We start from the raw sequence: 16,589 nt of genomic DNA, 5'->3' as shown, positions 1-16,589 counted from the left end.
AGAAGATTTATCCTGAATTATGAACGCTCTTTCCTGCGCCCGGTGCTGGATTGAGTTAACTAACCTTAAGGGCGTCGGTCGATTGCACCATTTCGCGATGGGCAGCTTTCGGCTGTGGATTCAACCGGACTGGGGGAAGTTGCAGCATTTTACTCGTGCATAGGTAATTGCCTGCTTTTTACCGTTGTATTTCTTGTGCGCAATCTGCGCAGCTAGAACCAGTTGCCGCCCACAGGTGATGCCAGCCGCTCGACAGAAGTCGCAATTCAATCCCGAGCAATCTTGTCATTTTCCAAGGCTTAGGGCAGGGTCGATACCACTGACATCTCTGCCAAAGGAGTCACCCCATGTCAAAGCTATATCCCAGTATCGATCCTGAGGGGCTGGTCGAGTACTCAGTGGTCTACACCGACCGCTCGCTCAACCACATGTCGCAGTCATTTCAAGGCGTGATGAAGAACATTTCCAGAACCCTGAAACAGGTCTACAACGCCCAGGCTGTTGCGGTGGTCCCGGGCAGCGGCACATACGGCATGGAAGCGGTGGCGCGACAGTTTGCCACCGACCAGCAATGTCTGGTGATACGCAACGGCTGGTTCAGTTATCGCTGGAGCCAGATCCTTGAGATGGGCAACATCCCGGCGGCCACCACGGTGCTGAAAGCCCGACCGGTCGACACCGGTCGCCAGGCTGCCTACGCCCCACCCCCTCTGGACGAAGTGCTGGCGGCCATTCAGGCGCAGAAGCCGCAGATTGTCTTCGCCCCCCACGTTGAAACCTCATCAGGGATTATCCTGCCCGACGAGTACCTGCGGGCCGTCGGCGACGCCGTGCATGCGGTGGGTGGCCTGTTCGTGCTGGACTGCATCGCCTCAGGCACGCTTTGGGTTGATATGCACAAATGCGCAGTCGACCTGCTGATCAGCGCACCGCAGAAAGGCTGGAGCGCCTCCCCTTGCTGCGCCCTGGTGATGCTCAGTTCTTTGGCCCTCGAGCGCATCGAGCAGACGCATAGCAGCAGCTTCGCCTGCGACCTGAAAAAGTGGCTTCAGATCATGCAGGCCTACGAACAGGGCGGACATGCCTACCATGCGACCATGCCCAGCGATTCCCTCGCGCGGTTTAACGAAGTGATGAAAGAGACGCAAGCCTACGGTTTCGAGAAGGTCCGCGGCGAACAACAGGCTCTGGGCGATCGGGTGCGCGCAATGTTGACCGGCAAAGGCATCAAAAGCGTGGCCGCAGCCGGCTTTCAGGCCCCTGGCGTAGTGGTGAGCTACACCGATGATGCCGACATCAAAAGCGGCAAGAAATTTGCCGACCACGGCCTACAGATCGCTGCCGGAGTGCCGTTGCAATGCGACGAGCCGGCCGACTTCCAGACCTTCCGCATCGGTCTGTTCGGACTCGAAAAGCTGCACAATATCGAGCGCACAGTCAGCACCCTCGAGCAGGCACTGGACGAGGTGATGGTTAACTAAGCCCTCATCTTGCCCGCAGCACATACCGAACCTGTGAATTCCAGGAGGGCATCCTGCCCTGGGCACTGCCGGCCCATGGCGCTGATCTTCGACGAATATGACGCTGGTCGTCCGGACGTCGTGTTAGAACCACAAGGGAAAGCCCATGCACGTGTGTTTTTAGGCTGTTAGCGCCACAAAGACGTCGACTACGCGCACCGGGTTGGTATCGCTGACGTAGTCGTCGAGGCTTTCGGAAAGTAAGGTGCCTTGGCCTCGATGTTCACCTTGGATGAAGCGTTTCACTGGCTTCCCCCTGTAAATGAATACGCAAAAATAATAGTACAGAGAGGCAGCCCTTCATTCGCATTTGAGGTGGATGTCTGTATTCGACGTTGAAGCCAAACTGGGAACCACATATCAGGCTCTCTATACTGGCCATCCCTGGATGGTAGTTAGAGCGCAAAATATGCCCGTCACACCCAATCAAAATTCCCCAGTCGATTTGGTCCTGGCTCAACAAAGCGACTTGGACAATCTTGTAGCCATTCGAATTGAGGCTATGCGCGAAAGTCTGGAGCGTGTTGGGCGATTTGATCCAGTGCGCGCGCGCGAGCGGTTTCTTAGCGGTTTTGAAGCCCACAACACACACTACATCGAGGTATCTGGAGAGAGGGTTGGTTTTGTAGTGGTCAAGCATCACCACAATGAACTCTTGCTCGACCACTTGTATGTGAGACCGAGCGCGCAAGGATCAGGGATAGGCTCTGCTGTTCTCACACAGATTTTCAAAGAGGCGGATGCGGCTGCGCTCCCTATTAAAGTTGGTGCTCTCAAAGAAAGCGCTTCGAATCGCTTTTATACTCGCCATGGCTTCCAATTCGTCGAAAGCAGTGAATTCGATAATTATTATGTTCGTCAGAGCGTTCCGCCGGTTGGCCCAGCTTGCTAGCTGGATGTGATGCACCTCGACGTACGTTTTTACACCCTCTGGGCCAGAAGCAGCCACTATCGGCTCTGTTAAAGTACCTTTCTGAACACAACTCACGGACGGCTTCATGGAGCGATCCCATCCTCGTGGCATTGGTGCAGACGGTTATATCCTCACCGTGTCCAACGTCGAGGTGCAGCCACAGTTTCAGACTTTGCTGGTGGACGTTTGCATGACGCTCGCTCAGTCGGAACCTCTGCTGGACGGGATTTATCTTTATGGCAGCGTCGCTAGAGGCGACGCCGTACCGGGAGTTTCCGACCTGGACCTGACCCTTGTTCTGCACAGCCCTCCTGCGTCGCAGGATCTGGACATGCTCGAGTCAAAAAAGCGCAAGCTGGAAAGTCGGCATACTGAAGTCATAAAGATCGATTTCGACATCGGTAGTCGTTCTGAAGTATTGGCGGCTGAGAATCGATTGAGCTGGGGTTATTGGCTCAAGCATCACTGTCGTTGCTTATGGGGGAATGATCTGGCCAAGCGCTTCGACCGGTTCAAGCCGTCGCGTGATATTGCCATTGCCGTGAATGGTGACTTTGAATCCGTACTGACCCGGTATGCCAATCTTATCGATCAGGCGACCACACCGACGCAATCCCTACGCCTGCAACGCGAAGCCTCGCGCAAACTCATCCGGTCAACTCAAGTGCTTCGCTCTGAACAGGACTTGATGTGGCCGCAAACACTGGAAGAGCATGTCGAGCTGTTTGTTCAGCATCACCCGTGTATGAGAATGCAGATCTCTTTTTTCTTGTCCCAGGCAAAGAACCCATATGCGAAACCAAAAGAGTTTACGACTCACCTCCATGATTTTTTAACCTGGATGGCTTCAGAAACCGGTTAGGTTCCTTCATGGGGTCATGCCGAGAAACGAAAGCATGCAGTTGCCGCACGCGGTATGGCTACTGGGTTGAAAAAGGCGTCGCGCAACTGCGATTTGATGGCTAGCACAACACCAGCCGTTGAGGTGCAATTCATTAAGCCATCAAGAGCGCCCTACGGAACCTGTGACCGGTAGATTTCCCAGCAAGTTGAGCCCGGTACTCTTCACGAAAGCGTCATAGTCCATCGGTTTCTCGATACGGGTTTCAGCGTTGGGTAGTACGTAGGCCCAGGCACGCTTGGACGATGCGTCGTAAACCAGCTTGAACAGGCGGGTCGGCACCCAGACCTTGTTGTCGCCGATGGTGGTGTGGCCAGAGTCAAAGAGCGGGCCGGTAAAGACAAACACATTGCCATCGGCTCGCTTGGCAAATTTTCTGACATCCGCCTCGACCTTGCTCCAGATCTTCCGGTTGTTGGTTGGGTCTTGCGGCACCATGTTCGACAGCGCAAAGGATTGGGCCATTGCATTGGGGCTTGGTGCATCGGCTGCCGGAGATTGATGGCCACGGTCCACGGCCGGATGTTGGCTACGGTAGTCGCTCAACTCTGCCCGCCCACTCTTGGGGATGCGTGGGTCCGGGTAGAACTGGTTGGTGCGTTCCTCCCCTTTGGCATCCTGCAGTTGGGCGGCATTAAGGCGTTCGACCACTACCAGCGGCGTCCTGCTGGTTTGCGAGTACAGCACCGCGAAGTTGTCAGAGCACAGGGCCAAGGGTTTCATGGTTGCAGGCACTGTGGCCATGTTGATCGGTTTCGCAGCCGGGAACAGCTCTGCGCAGCCGTCAAACGATGCCTGTTTCTGTTTGTTTGAATAGAGTTCCAGGGCCGCGTTCTGGCTGATCGAGCCCGAGTGGGACGCTTGTTCCTGATGCTGGGTGGGCGGCTTAAGGAGATCCAGCAGACTGCGGGCTTCTGCCCCGGTCGAGAGCAAAACAAGGGCTGACAGCCCAACTGCAATTTTGCGTAGGTGCATGCTTTTAATCTTCGAATTGAATTGAGGGGTAAACGTACGGCGAGTCCCGATTCACGGAACCAGGTGGAGGCGGTTGCTGATTATCTTGCGGCGAGCATGCTTTCACTGTCCTTGATCAAAATGCCAATGCGGATCCGGTCGGCTCCGAGCAGTACGACCGTTGGCGGTCGTGCGGGATTTATTGACCATGACAAGTCACATAAGTGCTGAGCAGCGTTTACATTCTACTGACTCAAATGAATCAGCAGCCCGCTCGAGCAAGCTCATGACCATTGGGCATGCCTAAGCGGGCTCGTTAACCGGCGCGAAACGTTGTGCGTACTCCTTTGGACTCACCCCCATGCGTCGCACGAAGGCTTTTCTGAGCACGTCGACACTGTGGTAGCCGCATCGGCGCGCAACCTCTTCCATCGACCGCCTTCCCAGCTCTATTTGCCGACAGGCCGCTTCGACCCGGACGTCCTCGACGTACTTCGCAGGCGTTGTCTTGAACTCCCTCTGAAACATGCGAATCAAGGTCCTCACACTGGTGGCGAGCCTGTCTGCAAGTATCTCGACCGAAAGCTCCGAATGTAGATGTTCACTGATCCATACGCATAACTCATCCAGGTTCGAACCTGTCGCATGCTGCGCCTGGAGTGCGACGCTGAACTGTGCCTGGCCGCCTGGACGTCGCAGAAACAGAACCAGATTTTTCGCGATCTCCAAAGCGATGTCGTCACCCAGGTCTTCGCTGACCAATGCGAGCGCAAGATCGATTCCCGCCGAGATGCCTGCCGAGGTGTACAGGTTGCCGTCCTTGACCCAAATCGGGTCGGGATCCACCTGCACGTTGGGATAACGATCGGCCAGGCTGCGCGCCATCCGCCAGTGGGTTGTTGCCTTTCGACCGTCCAAAAGCCCTGTTTCGGCCAAGGCGAAGGCCCCGACACAGATCGAGCACACACGCCTGACATTTTTGGCTCGCGTGCGGATCCACTCGATGGCCGTCTGATCCAGCTGATCCATGGCTTTCCAGCCCGACGTCACGATCAACGTATCGATCGCCTTGTTTTCAAGACGCTCCTGTTCAAGCGTCTTGTGCGCCATGAGTGCGATGCCGGTGCTGCTTTCCAGGTGTTCATTGGCGCCCGCGCAAACGAGCTCAAGTACATAGGGAGCAGAGTCGCCGCGGTGCAGGTTGTTTGCATAGGCGAACACCTCTGCCGGGCCGATCACGTCAAGCGAGTCCACGGGCGGCAAACCCAAGATCACCACTCGTTTTTGCCTCACGCCGACAAAGGAATGGTTTGATTTCGTCGTTATTTTCACAGCGATCTCCCGCATTGGCCTGGCACGGATATTGGCACAAATCATCTTAATATAGTCAATTTTGCCAATTGCAACTATTTAGAATGAACGGCGAGCCCACTTCATCCCCCGGGAGCAAACATGAGTACACCTGTGATCATCGGCGGCTTCAGCGCTCCAGACTCTGAACTCGCTCGCAAGGCCTCCTTCCTCGTCGAACGCGTTCACTCGACAGTGCTCCTGCACCATGTGCATCGCACGTGGTGGTTTGCCGAATTCCTCGGCCAGCAGCGAGGCCTGAAATACGACCGCGAGGCCGTCTATCTCGCCGCATTGCTGCACGACCTGGGTCTGACGTACGAATTTGCAGCCGACCAACGTTTTGAAGTCGACGGCGCCGACGCTGCCAGCCGCTTCCTGCTGGAAAACGGTTACCCGGAATCGAAAGCCGAGCTGGTTTGGGATGCGATCGCACTTCACTCCAGCGCCGGCATCGCCGACCGCAAACAGCCAGAGATCGCCCTGATCTACATGGGCGCCCATGTCGACGTGATGGGATTACGGCTGGAGGAAATCACGCCATCGCTGGTCGAGGATACGCTGGCCCTCTACCCGCGCATTGGAATGAAAGCCGCGTTTACCCAAGCAGTCGCTGAAGTGGCCCGGAAGAAACCTCACACGGCGATTGGCACCGGGCTCGCGGATGTCGGACGTCGTCACGTGCACGGGTTCGATTGCCCGAATGTGTGCGACCTGATTGATCACGCTCCTTTCGATAGCTGACGGCGATACGTGATATCGGCGCGAGCAATGTGTGTTCCTTTACTTTGGAGTATTCACCATGCAGCAACGTAAATACCTCGTCACCGGCGCTACGGGAAAAACCGGCGCCTACACCATTCGCCACCTTCTCGACGGAGGTCATGCGGTTCGGGCTTTTGTGCACCAGGAGGACGAGCGCAGTGCAGCGCTCCAGAGCGAAGGTGCCGAAATATTTGTGGGCGATCTCCTTGAACATGACGACATTATTCGTGCGATGGAGGGGGTCACAGGCGCCTACCTGTGCTATCCCGTGCGTCCTGGCTACATTCAGGCAACTGCCTACTTTGCCGATGCAGCCCGGCGAGCCGGCGTCGAGGTCGTTGTGGAGATGTCGCAGATTTCTGCTCGGGAAGACTCTTTGAGTCACGCCGCGCGCGACCACTGGATTGCGGAACGTGTACTCGACTGGTCGGGCGTACCCACCGTGCACATCCGTCCGACGTTCTTTTCCGAGTGGCTGATCTTTCCGTGGGTGCTTGATCAGATCGTGAAAGAGAACAAGATCACGCTGCCATACGGCACCGGCCGACATGCACCCATCGCCGCTGAAGACCAGGCGCGACTGATCGCCGCCGTTCTCACACAGCCGTCTGGCCATATCGGGAAAACCTATCCGTTGTACGGCCCTGTCGAGCTGAACCATCAAGAGATTGCCGACGAAATCAGCGGCATCACAGGCCGCACCATCACCTACAGCCCTTCGACCCTGGAAGAGTATCGCCAGCATCTGGAGACCTACGATCTGCCGGAGTTTGTGATCCAGCACTTCCTCGCAGTCGCGATCGATTACCAGAACGGAATCTTTAGCGGTGAGGACGGGGTTATTGGCCAAATCACCGGACAAGCGCCTCAAACGGTGGGTGACTTCGTACGCGCAAACCGGCAAGCATTCGAGGTGTGATCACTATGGGCGTATGCGCTTGGTCTTGAAGACATACGCGTACGTCGCTTTTCACTTAGCATCCAATGATTGTCCATTCATTTCCAATGGAGTGCCTGATGAACCCAAAAATCGAGCTGTATGGCGCTCAAACCGGCAACAGTCTGAGGGCTGCGATAGCCTTGGAAGAAGCAGGTATCCCCTACACGGCACGGAGACTGAATCTGCAAGCGAATGAGCAGCGCGACTTGGCGTACCTGGCGCTTAATCCGGCAGGAAAAGTCCCAAACCTGGTCGACCATACGTCGACACCGGCACGGGTCATCAACCAATCAAACGCCATCATTCAGTTCGCTGATGCCAAAGCTCCCGGTCGACTCGCACCGGCGCATCCCGGACCAGAGCGCGACAGGGTGTTTGATCGTTACTTCTTTTTCGTAACGGACGTAATCGGGCCCAGCCATGCGGCATTTTTCCTGCGCCAAGCGGGATTAATCGATGCGGCCACCGTCATCGATCTGCGCGTCATTGAACAACTTGTCTATGCAGAACGGTTTCTTACCGGAGACTTTATGGCCGGAGATCAGTTTTCCATGGCGGACATCTCTGCTTTCACCATTGCGGCATCAATTCGTGACCGGCTGGATTGGGCAGTGCTTTCACGCTTATCACGCTGGTTCGACGCGATCGAAGCCAGGCCCGCAGTACAGCGAGGATTGAAAGCGTTCCAAAATCACTAAGTGCTACCCGGCAGACCTTATTGTGTGGCGAAGGGCCGTGCAGCCGCCCCTCAATCAACGCGGCGCAAGAGCGAGGAACTCGCCCGCACCTGCAACTGCGGCGCAAGGATGATGGACTCTGCGGCCTCGCCCTTGATGCGCTTGAGCAGCAACTCAACCGCATGCCGCCCCATCTGTGCCATCTGCAGGCGCACGCTGGTCAGTGGAACGATGAGTTCATTGGCTAGCGGGATGTCGTTGAAGCCGACGACGGCAATGTCCCTGCCCGGCTGCAACCCTTTGTCGCGGGCGGCGCCCATCAGGCCAATGGCAAGGAAGTCGTTGACCGCGAAAAACGCCTGTGGGCGTGGGTTGAGCCCCAACAGATACTCGCCTTGTTGGTGTCCGGTGTGGCTGTCAAAAGGACCATTGAGGATCCACTCCGGGCGCAGGGCGACGCCTTGCTCACGGTAATAGCGGATGAACCCGCGGGTACGATCAGCCCCGGTGGACGCATGCCGTTCACCCGCCAGGATCGCCACATCGCGACAGCCCAGTTGATACAAATGTTCGGCCGCCAACCAGCCGCCCAATTCGTCGTCGCTGGCCGCCGAGAGGTGTCCTGCAATCTGCCGGCTGACCAGCACGTAGGGAATGTGCTTGCGTGCGAGCAGATCGAGTAGGGGCTGGCTTTCACCCACGTGCGAGTCACCCACGATCAGCCCGGCCACTGAGCGGCGCAAGGCGTGCTCGGCACGTGCCAGTTGGCGCGGCTGCAGGTCGTCGGTATTGGAGACGAACGTGAGGTAGCCGGCCTCCTCCGCCGCGCTGTCGATGCTGTCATAAATGGTCGCCATCACCAGGTCGGTGAGGCGTGGCATGAGTACGCAGATCTCCTGACTTTTGCGCAATTTCAGGTTGGATGCCTGCGTGTTCGGCCGATAATCCAGCTCCTTGGCCAGTGCGCGGATCCGCGCCACCACCTCAGCCGACGCCGCTCGCTCGACCCCGGTCGGATCGCCATTGAGCACCCGCGACACCGTGGAGACGTGCAACCCGAGTGCAGTCGCCATGGACTTCAAGGTGGCGGGGCGAGATTCATTCGGCATGTTTGAGAGTCTTCCACCGTGCATTATTCAGCGCGCGATTCTACCTCAACCGTGCCCTCTTCCCGGAAAATAAACCTTTACCCAAACGATTGACTAAAACTTTTTCCGTATCTACATTTCGCTTACCCAAACGTTTGGGTAACACAATAAAAATACGCCGGACGCGGCCGACTTTTTGACTTCTGCCATCATTTTGAAGAGTCAGATCCCTATGAAGAGCGCAGCTATTCCGTCTTTCCGCTACCAGATTTTCTTCCTGATCATGCTGATGGCACTGCTCAACTACATTGACCGCGGCGCGATTGCCTATGCCTCGGCGAGCATTCTCCCGGAGTACGGTTTCGACAAGGCCGACTGGGGCAAAGTCCTGGGTTACTTCGGTTATGGCTACATCCTCGGGGCGTTGATCGGCGGCATCCTGGCCGACCGCTTTGGCGCCAAGCGCATCTGGCTGATTGCGGGGGCCACCTGGTCGATTTTCGAGATTGCCACCGCATTTGCCGGTGACCTCGGGCTGGCCTTCATGGGAGGCTCGGCCATGGCCGGTTTCGCCACTATCCGCGTGCTGTTCGGCTTTGCCGAAGGCCCGGCCTACTCGGTGATCAACAAAAGCGTGGCCAACTGGGCCACGCCCAAAGAGCGCGGCTTCGTGGTCTCGGTTGGACTGCTCAGCACACCACTGGGCGCGCTGCTCACCGCTCCGGTAGCGGTAGGTCTGCAAACCCTGACTGGCGGCTGGCGCAGCATGTTCGTGGTGCTGGGCGTGGTCAGCCTGGCGCTGCTGATTTTCTTCATGACGCGCTTCACCAACACCCCCGATGAGAACCCGCGGGTGTCCAAGGCCGAGCTCGACTTCCTGCGACGGGAACGCGCCGCGGCAGCCAATGCTTCAACCCCGACCACCAGCGTTGCGCCGGTATGGCATTTCTTCAAGAACAAGGACCTGATACTCAATGCGGTCGGCTACTTCTCGTTCGTGTACGTGACGTTCCTGCTGCTGACCTGGACCCCCAAATACCTGCAGGACGAGTTCCACTACAACCTGTCGTCGCTGTGGTACATGGGCATGATTCCGTGGACCGGCGCCTGCTTCACCGTGCTACTGGGCGGCAAGCTCTCTGACCTGCTGTTGCGCCGCACCGGCAACCTGAAGGTGGCACGCAGCTGGCTGGCCGCGACCTGCCTGCTGTTGACCACGCTCTGTTTCATACTGGTATCGCAGGCCCAGACCGTGTGGGGCGTGATTGCCCTGATGACCCTTGCCAACGCCCTCAACGCGCTGCCCAACTCGGTTTACTGGGCCGTGGTGATCGACACCGCGCCGTCCAACCGGGTCGGTGCCTACAGCGGCATGACCCATTTCATCGCCAACACCGCTTCGTTCATCGCGCCAATGCTGACCGGCTACCTGACCGTGCGTTATGGCTACTCGTCGATGTTCGTGGCAGCGGCGGTAGCCACTGCACTGGGCATGAGCGCGATGCTGATGGTGCGTCCCGGCAGCCGGCAAACCAGCCCTTCCCCTTTAGCCGCAGCAGTTTGATGGAGTTGTTTGTATGAGCCTGGCGAAGCCTGTTCACGTTGGATCTTTTTTTGGTCAATCGGTCATCGCGCTGGCCGAGCGCCTGCGCGCGGGCAGCCTGACGAGCGTCGAGCTGACCCAAGCAGCCCTGGACAACATCGAGCGCCTGAATCCGACCTTGAACGCCTTCGTTCATGTCGATGCACCCGTGGCACTGGCCCAGGCGCGCAAGGCCGACGAGCTGTTTGCCCAGGGGCTGGACCTGGGCCCGCTGCATGGCATACCGGTGGCGGTCAAAGACAATATCGACACGTTCGACCACGTCACCACCTACGGTTCGGCGCATTTCGCAGGCTTCAAGCCGAGCCGCGATGCGCTGTGCGTGCAGCGCCTGCGCGAGGCGGGTGCGGTCATTGTCGGCAAGACCTTGACCCACGAATTCGCCTACGGCCCGACCGGCGACCGCTCGCTGCAAGGCGCGGCACGTAACCCCTGGGATGCCAGTTGCATCACTGGCGGCTCCAGCGCCGGCAGCGCCGCGGCGGTGGCCAGCGGCATGGTGCCACTGGCGCTGGGCACCGACACCGGCGGATCTATCCGGATTCCGGCGGCGTTGTGCGCAGTGGTCGGCTTCAAGCCATCGTTTGCCAGCGTGCCGCTGGAGGGGGTGTTCCCGCTGTCGTCGAGCCTCGACCACGTGGGCCCGATCGCCAACCACGTCGAGGATGCGCGACTACTGTTCGAAGTGGTGGCTGGGCGAGTTTGTGCGCCGATGGCCAGCCCTCGACCGTTGCGGGTTGGCTGGATCACCACCGGCAGCTTCGGCCCAGTCGACGCCGAGCTGGATCGGCAGGTATTCCAGGCGGCGCAGCGGCTATTTGGCGAGGCGCTGCAGGATACTGCTGAACTCGAGCCGTTGGTGGCCGAAATGAAAGACACGCTGCTGGTGCTGCAACGCGCCGAGGCCTTCGATGTGCATGCCGAACGCATGCAGGATGCACCGCACACGTTCGAGCAGGAGGTGCGCGAGCGCCTCGAATTGTCGCGTGAAGTCAGGGGCTGGCAATACATCCGCGCACAAGCCAGCCAAGCACGGCTCAAGGAGGCGATGGCGCGCTTGTTCGAGCGCTATGACTTTCTTGTCTCGCCCAGCGTGCCGATTACCGCGACAGCGGTCGATGCGCGCGAGGTTCGGGTTGGTGAGCAGGACATCGATGTGCGCGCCGCGTTGCTCAGCCATACCAGTGCCTGGAATCTCACCGGGCTGCCTGCGATCAGCCTGCCGGTGGGACTGTTGAGGGGACTGCCTGTGGGGCTGCAGGTGATTGGCGCCGCGGGAGAGGATGATCGTTTGTTGCGGGTGATGGCGCAGCGATTCGTGCGGGACTAGGTAACCGCCTCGGACTTCATCGCCTCAACCACATAATTGAGCCAACCGCTGGCGGTGCTGGGGCGATAAACCAGCACCACCTGTTGGGTGCAGGAGAACGGGTTGTCAGTCAGATCGAGCCGTAACAGCTGAAGTTCGGCCAGCGCATAGTCCGGTAGATAGGCCAGAGCCAAACCCGCGCGTACAAGGCCATCAACCAAAAGAAGGTCATCGCTGCGGTAACGGATGATGCGCGGTTGCTGATCGTCACGCCAGCCGTCGGTGGCCGGCCCACCTTGCAGCCCGCGAAACGGCGGCTGTGCAGGTACCACGAAGGGGTATTTCAGAACCTCGGTCACCGTGGCGCATGGGCCGTTGCCTGCGAGGGTGAGCGGGTGGTTTGCGCCGACGGCCACTTCAAAGCGGGTCAGTCCGATGTTCAGTGCGATATGGCGCGGGTCGAGAGCCCCTAGCGCTGCCGTGGTCACCAGTGCCAGATCCGCCTCACCGCGGGCCAAGGCACTGAGCGCTTCGTCTTCCTTCTCGTTGCCGAAAGCCACTTGAGCACCGGGAAAGCGTTCGCCGATCAAACTGGCTATGCGCCGTCCCCAATTCAACTGCAACAGCGCCGGCCCGGAGATCCGGCAGTGGAAACTACCGCGAGTCCCCAGAAACTCACTACGCATCTGATCGGCATTGGCCATCAGCGCTGCAGCCCGATCAAGCAATCGCGCGCCGTCGGCATTCAAGCGCAGATTGCGCCCTTGGCGGTCGAACAGCGTGGTCTGCAAGGCTTGTTCCAGTCTCTTCAGCCCCTTGGACAGAGTACTCGGGCTCAGGTGCAGTTCCGAAGCGGCATCGGACAGGTTTTGGTGGCGCGCAAGGGCCAGGAATTGGCGCAGGGTCGCTAGATCGAATGTTTCCATTTGTTCAATAATTGTTGAATATTCGTGGATTGAAAAGCAAGTTTGATGACGGAGAATAGCGAACGTTTTTTGCCTCGGCAAGGAGAGGCGATGCTTGGTCCGATACGCATAATCCACTTTGTCCCGACCTGCGGTAAGGAGTTTGCTATGCACGCTTTGGAGTTCGTATTGGCTATTTTTGGGAACGCCACATGAAGAAGATCGCTTGCATTCAGCATCTGGCAGAAGAAGGCCCTGGCGCCCTGGCCGATTGGGCTCTGGGTCGTGATGTCGCCATCGAACTGTTTCGCGGTGATCTAGGGCTGTTGCCGACGCACGAAGACTACGATGCCTACGTGTTGTTGGGAGGTCCATTCAATGTGGTAGGGGCGGATTGCCCACCTTGGCTGGAGCAAGAAAAGGTCTGGCTTGGCAACTTGCTGCGCAAGGCCAAGCCGGTGCTCGGTATCTGCCTGGGCGGGCAACTGCTCGCTGATCGGCTCGGGGCGCAGGTTGCCCCCATCGACCACCCTGAGGGGGGATGGTGCGAGGTAGAGTTCATAGGGGATGGTGAGAATGGCGGGCATTACATGCAGGTGCTGCAGTGGCACGAACGCGGTTTTGCGCTGCCGGCTGGGGCCAGGCATCTGGCCAGGGGATCAGACTGGGAGAATCAGGCTTACTCTGTCGGCGATGGGATGATTGGACTGCAGTTTCACCCGGAATGGACGCCGCAGATTGTGAATGCACTCAACCGCCGTTTTGCTGCCGAGTCGCCACTACCTATGCCCTCAACTTCGGATGAAGCCTGTTACGCCCGTATGCATCAGTGGTTCTTCGGATTACTCGATCGTTGGTCGGCGTCATGGTCGAAGTGAGGGGGGACACCACTGAGTCGATGAAGACAGGTGGATAACCAAACGCGACGCGTAACACAGGGAATATCTATGCATAAGGTTGCGCAATGTTACTTCGGCGTATGGAAGCGGCGTTTGATCCAGTACCGCTCAGGGCGTTCGGACAGCGAAACGGCCGTGTATTGGCTACAGACACCGCGACTGTTTGCCGACCTGCGAATCCCCTCCAATCCGCTCCCAAGTCTGGCGCTCGAAGATCTCAGCCACTCTCATCATCTGGCGATGTGTGAACAGAAAGGTTTCGCCGGGGTGACCCAGATAGACGCCGACATTTGCCAATGGCATCGCAAAATGGACTATCAGCCGGCCAGTGGGGCTGAAGACATTGGTCGCATGCACTTTGAAACCAGTGAGTGCCTGATCGAAACCGCTCTGGACGAAAGTTACTACGAAATTTGGGATCGCTTGCCCGACTCCCTCGTCGCTTGTCGTGGCCAATGGTTGCAAGCGATGAATGAACCATCGCGTCAGGGCTGTCTGCTATTGGCCGGGGACTATTTTCTGTTCGCCGCCAGCCGTCCCACACCGCTGACACCGGGCCCTCATTTGCGCGAAACGTTCAGCCAACCCGAAAGCTCAATAAACCCTGTTTCCCTGTTCGCCTGCGAACTGTCTTTTGGCCGGCATCACGCCGGAGAAACTCCATGGAAAATCGAGTGCTCAACGCTCCCCGCCAAAACTGGCCAATGCCTGCTGCCATCATCGGTGGACCCGTTTGCCCCGGATATTTTCACCAATGAAGCCGTCATGTCTTCACTCGGCACATTCATTCCAGCTGGCGGTTGGCGCTGTGTGCCCGATCCGTGACAGCCCCACCGTCGTAAATCAGCATAGCGAAATCTCCTTGAAATCGTTGGTCCTGGCGCCCCGCGAGATGCCGCCAGGAGGGGGCATCAGTGCTGTTGCACAAAATCCAGAATCAATCGGTTGACCTGCTCGGCCGCTTCCATCTGCACCATGTGCGCCTGACCTGGCAGGACCTCGACCTGGGCCTTCAGCCCGGCGCTGTGGCTCACCGGAATAATCGCGTCGTCACTGCCCCAGATCAGCAACGCTGGCAGCCCGCCGTCCTGCACCACGCCGCGCAGATCGAGCTGTTGCCGTCCTTCTTTGAACAAGCCTGAAACCAGCAGGCGCAGGGCCGCGCCCACTCCTTCCAGGCGCTTGTACTTGAGCATGTCTTCGAGCATCTGCCGGTTGACCAGCTCGGGGTTTTCCAGCCGTCACCCAACTGGTGCTCGACTTCGGTGAACACCGCAGTGCTCCAGAAGTAATCGCGGTTCCAGTCCGCGCCGTAGAAATTCTTGCGCGAAACATCCGGCAGCGACATGGCGGCTTCACCAGCAACGTTGGTGTAGCGATAGGCAGGCAGGGAGCGCTGGGCGCCTTGGATATCGGTATTCTGATTGCTTGCACCGAGGGTCCAGACGGTGTCTGGCGTCAGGTCTATGTCGACGACGCCATAGATCTGGTTCGACTCGCGTTTACCGCCACCGTCGTAGTAGAAACCTTGCTTGCGATCGCTGAGCACAAGGCGTCCACGCACGTTGCCGCTGTCGGTCAACGGGCCGGTGACGTCGACCATGCCTCGATAGTCGTCCCAGGAGCCGGCACTGATTTCAGCCGATACCGCCGCCTCGGCCAACGGGCGTTTGCGCACCAGGTTGATACTGCCGCCGGGGCCGCCGGCGCCTGTCAGGCTGCCGGACGGTCCCTTGAGCACTTCGACGCGGTCATACATCGTCAGATCAGGTGAAAGGAAAATCCGGTTGTCCATGGTGGTCGGCGTGCCGTCCAGCTGCAACGAGGTGATCTCGAAGCCACGGGAGAAAAAACTCAAGCGGCTGGCGTCGATACGCTGCACGGTGACACCGCCGACCTTGCCCAGGGCATCCTCGAGGGTATAGAGGTTCTGCTTCTGGATACGTTCCTGGCCGATCACGTTGATGGTCTGCGGCACTTCGCGAAGACGCAACGGTACCTTGGTCCCCACCGACACGGTTGGCGCCTCGGTCTGCATACCCACAATCGACTGCTCGGGCAGCGTCATGGTGCTCGTTGTTTCGGTTGGCGCCTGCCCGGCTTCATTCTCTTGCGCCCATGGCCTACTTGCGCAACTTGTGACTGGAACAGGTGCACCTTGAACTGAGCGATTAGCGTACTCGAGGCCCCCCAACTGATGGCGCTAATGAGCTAAAAGTCCTTTTTTCGTCTGTCGCCCGCGCAAAAAAGGCGCCACTCAATGAGTGGCGATTTTTCTATATTTGGAGCGGGAAACGAGACTCGCATCTAGCGTCCGACCCATTGAAATCCAAGGGGTTTCTTTTATTCCAGAAACAGGAATGGACTCAATACCGGACTTGCTTGAGGGGTGCTTTGAGCGCGAAACGCCATTTTTATGGCGCCACTGGGTTGTTTCCAATGAAAATTCTCGAAACAACTCTTGGACAATTCAAAAAATTGACGGTATCATTTTGATATCGCCCCTGTTGTCGACTTGCTTAACCGACACGACAAGCAGCGGATAAGCTTCGAAACCGTGGTTGCACCTGCCTGTACGTTGCGCTGCTTGTGGCAATCATTGCGTACCGGGCCCGTATCGAAATGCACAGACCAGCAACTTGATTTGCCGTCGAACAAACACTCGATGATTGTACGCCGCGAGTCCCGGCTTTACGGGAACCCGAGGCTCTGCCGTGGATGGTTCAAGAAGTCACACGAGCCAGACACCGAATGCCGCGGATTGT

At 58.1% G+C, this 16,589-nt stretch carries 14 protein-coding genes and 3 pseudogenes; 10 read left to right on the top strand and 7 right to left on the bottom strand.

The features are described from left to right. The first annotated feature begins 347 nt into the window (after positions 1 to 347). Entirely contained in the window at positions 348 to 1,481 is a 1,134-nt protein-coding gene (locus ACSQ87_RS13565) for an aminotransferase class V-fold PLP-dependent enzyme (RefSeq protein WP_223430180.1), read from the top strand. A 174-nt stretch (positions 1,482 to 1,655) separates the two neighbouring features. On the opposite strand, the pseudogene ACSQ87_RS13560 reads toward ACSQ87_RS13565, so the two are convergent. Then, a pseudogene (locus ACSQ87_RS13560) lies at positions 1,656 to 1,766 on the bottom strand (hypothetical protein); the annotation flags it as partial. A gap of 163 nt (positions 1,767 to 1,929) precedes the next feature. On the opposite strand from ACSQ87_RS13560, the gene ACSQ87_RS13555 reads away from it, so the two are divergent. Further along, positions 1,930 to 2,412 (top strand): GNAT family N-acetyltransferase, encoded by a 483-nt coding sequence (locus ACSQ87_RS13555; RefSeq protein WP_436275088.1) that lies wholly within the window; start codon positions 1,930 to 1,932, stop codon positions 2,410 to 2,412. Positions 2,413 to 2,518: 106 nt separating this feature from the next. Beyond that, the gene (locus ACSQ87_RS13550) at positions 2,519 to 3,295 is read left to right on the top strand and encodes a nucleotidyltransferase domain-containing protein (RefSeq protein WP_223430181.1); all 777 of its coding nucleotides are present in this window, start codon (positions 2,519 to 2,521) and stop codon (positions 3,293 to 3,295) included. A gap of 141 nt (positions 3,296 to 3,436) precedes the next feature. On the opposite strand, the gene ACSQ87_RS13545 is transcribed toward ACSQ87_RS13550, so the two are convergent. Beyond that, positions 3,437 to 4,309 carry a DNA/RNA non-specific endonuclease gene (locus ACSQ87_RS13545; RefSeq protein WP_223430182.1) on the bottom strand — a complete coding sequence of 291 codons (873 nt, stop codon included), beginning with the start codon at positions 4,307 to 4,309 and terminating at the stop codon, positions 3,437 to 3,439. 282 nt (positions 4,310 to 4,591) lie between these two features. After that, on the bottom strand, positions 4,592 to 5,635 hold the full coding sequence (locus ACSQ87_RS13540) for a GlxA family transcriptional regulator (protein ID WP_411741485.1): 1,044 nt from the start codon (positions 5,633 to 5,635) through the stop codon (positions 4,592 to 4,594). Positions 5,636 to 5,740: 105 nt separating this feature from the next. Here ACSQ87_RS13540 and ACSQ87_RS13535 point away from each other — a divergent pair, with 105 nt between their 5' ends. The 3 genes from ACSQ87_RS13535 to ACSQ87_RS13525 all read left to right on the top strand — a co-directional run bounded on the left by ACSQ87_RS13535 (position 5,741) and on the right by ACSQ87_RS13525 (position 8,041). Next, positions 5,741 to 6,382 (top strand): HD domain-containing protein, encoded by a 642-nt coding sequence (locus ACSQ87_RS13535; protein ID WP_150655705.1) that lies wholly within the window; start codon positions 5,741 to 5,743, stop codon positions 6,380 to 6,382. Between the two features lie 58 nt (positions 6,383 to 6,440). Next, entirely contained in the window at positions 6,441 to 7,322 is an 882-nt protein-coding gene (locus tag ACSQ87_RS13530; protein WP_223430184.1) for an NmrA family NAD(P)-binding protein, read from the top strand. A gap of 98 nt (positions 7,323 to 7,420) precedes the next feature. Further along, entirely contained in the window at positions 7,421 to 8,041 is a 621-nt protein-coding gene (locus ACSQ87_RS13525) for a glutathione S-transferase family protein (RefSeq protein WP_223430185.1), read from the top strand. Positions 8,042 to 8,091: 50 nt separating this feature from the next. Here the strand turns inward: ACSQ87_RS13525 and ACSQ87_RS13520 are convergent, their stop codons facing one another. Continuing rightward, on the bottom strand, positions 8,092 to 9,129 hold the full coding sequence (locus tag ACSQ87_RS13520; protein ID WP_223430186.1) for a LacI family DNA-binding transcriptional regulator: 1,038 nt from the start codon (positions 9,127 to 9,129) through the stop codon (positions 8,092 to 8,094). Positions 9,130 to 9,340: 211 nt separating this feature from the next. Between ACSQ87_RS13520 and ACSQ87_RS13515 the strand changes: the two genes are divergently transcribed. After that, complete coding sequence (locus ACSQ87_RS13515; RefSeq protein ID WP_223430187.1) at positions 9,341 to 10,672, top strand: MFS transporter; 1,332 nt, start codon at positions 9,341 to 9,343, stop codon at positions 10,670 to 10,672. Between the two features lie 13 nt (positions 10,673 to 10,685). After that, positions 10,686 to 12,041 (top strand): amidase, encoded by a 1,356-nt coding sequence (locus ACSQ87_RS13510; RefSeq protein WP_223430188.1) that lies wholly within the window; start codon positions 10,686 to 10,688, stop codon positions 12,039 to 12,041. Here the strand turns inward: ACSQ87_RS13510 and ACSQ87_RS13505 are convergent. Beyond that, entirely contained in the window at positions 12,038 to 12,946 is a 909-nt protein-coding gene (locus ACSQ87_RS13505) for a LysR family transcriptional regulator (RefSeq protein ID WP_223430189.1), read from the bottom strand. The genes ACSQ87_RS13510 and ACSQ87_RS13505 overlap by 4 nt on opposite strands. Positions 12,947 to 13,137: 191 nt before the next feature. On the opposite strand from ACSQ87_RS13505, the gene ACSQ87_RS13500 reads away from it, so the two are divergent. Together ACSQ87_RS13500 and ACSQ87_RS13495 are read left to right on the top strand one after the other, a co-directional pair. Continuing rightward, positions 13,138 to 13,803: a type 1 glutamine amidotransferase gene (locus ACSQ87_RS13500; RefSeq protein WP_223430190.1), complete on the top strand. Its 666-nt coding sequence runs from the start codon at positions 13,138 to 13,140 to the stop codon at positions 13,801 to 13,803. A gap of 69 nt (positions 13,804 to 13,872) precedes the next feature. Then, the gene (locus tag ACSQ87_RS13495; RefSeq protein WP_223430191.1) at positions 13,873 to 14,649 is read left to right on the top strand and encodes a hypothetical protein; all 777 of its coding nucleotides are present in this window, start codon (positions 13,873 to 13,875) and stop codon (positions 14,647 to 14,649) included. Positions 14,650 to 14,735: 86 nt separating this feature from the next. Here ACSQ87_RS13495 and ACSQ87_RS13490 read toward each other — a convergent pair. Beyond that, positions 14,736 to 15,056: pseudogene (locus ACSQ87_RS13490) on the bottom strand (acetoin dehydrogenase dihydrolipoyllysine-residue acetyltransferase subunit); the annotation flags it as partial. 470 nt (positions 15,057 to 15,526) lie between these two features. After that, positions 15,527 to 15,862 (bottom strand): annotated as a pseudogene (locus ACSQ87_RS13485) (TonB-dependent receptor plug domain-containing protein); the annotation flags it as partial. Positions 15,863 to 16,589: the final 727 nt, after the last annotated feature.

The organism is Pseudomonas sp. LjRoot277 (assembly GCF_964253845.1).
GTDB lineage: Bacteria > Pseudomonadota > Gammaproteobacteria > Pseudomonadales > Pseudomonadaceae > Aquipseudomonas.
Note: the sequence above shows the minus strand (reverse complement) of the source record. Positions and strands in the feature narration are given on the sequence as shown.

Coding starts and splice junctions, on each gene's coding strand:
- ACSQ87_RS13555 (WP_436275088.1), top strand. CDS start 1,930: ATGCCCGTCACACCCAATCAAAATTCCCCAGTCGATTTGGTCCTGGCT.
- ACSQ87_RS13510 (WP_223430188.1), top strand. CDS start 10,686: ATGAGCCTGGCGAAGCCTGTTCACGTTGGATCTTTTTTTGGTCAATCG.
- ACSQ87_RS13495 (WP_223430191.1), top strand. CDS start 13,873: ATGCATAAGGTTGCGCAATGTTACTTCGGCGTATGGAAGCGGCGTTTG.
- ACSQ87_RS13525 (WP_223430185.1), top strand. CDS start 7,421: ATGAACCCAAAAATCGAGCTGTATGGCGCTCAAACCGGCAACAGTCTG.
- ACSQ87_RS13540 (WP_411741485.1), bottom strand. CDS start 5,635: ATGCGGGAGATCGCTGTGAAAATAACGACGAAATCAAACCATTCCTTT.
- ACSQ87_RS13530 (WP_223430184.1), top strand. CDS start 6,441: ATGCAGCAACGTAAATACCTCGTCACCGGCGCTACGGGAAAAACCGGC.
- ACSQ87_RS13545 (WP_223430182.1), bottom strand. CDS start 4,309: ATGCACCTACGCAAAATTGCAGTTGGGCTGTCAGCCCTTGTTTTGCTC.
- ACSQ87_RS13565 (WP_223430180.1), top strand. CDS start 348: ATGTCAAAGCTATATCCCAGTATCGATCCTGAGGGGCTGGTCGAGTAC.
- ACSQ87_RS13515 (WP_223430187.1), top strand. CDS start 9,341: ATGAAGAGCGCAGCTATTCCGTCTTTCCGCTACCAGATTTTCTTCCTG.
- ACSQ87_RS13550 (WP_223430181.1), top strand. CDS start 2,519: ATGGAGCGATCCCATCCTCGTGGCATTGGTGCAGACGGTTATATCCTC.
- ACSQ87_RS13500 (WP_223430190.1), top strand. CDS start 13,138: ATGAAGAAGATCGCTTGCATTCAGCATCTGGCAGAAGAAGGCCCTGGC.
- ACSQ87_RS13520 (WP_223430186.1), bottom strand. CDS start 9,129: ATGCCGAATGAATCTCGCCCCGCCACCTTGAAGTCCATGGCGACTGCA.
- ACSQ87_RS13535 (WP_150655705.1), top strand. CDS start 5,741: ATGAGTACACCTGTGATCATCGGCGGCTTCAGCGCTCCAGACTCTGAA.
- ACSQ87_RS13505 (WP_223430189.1), bottom strand. CDS start 12,946: ATGGAAACATTCGATCTAGCGACCCTGCGCCAATTCCTGGCCCTTGCG.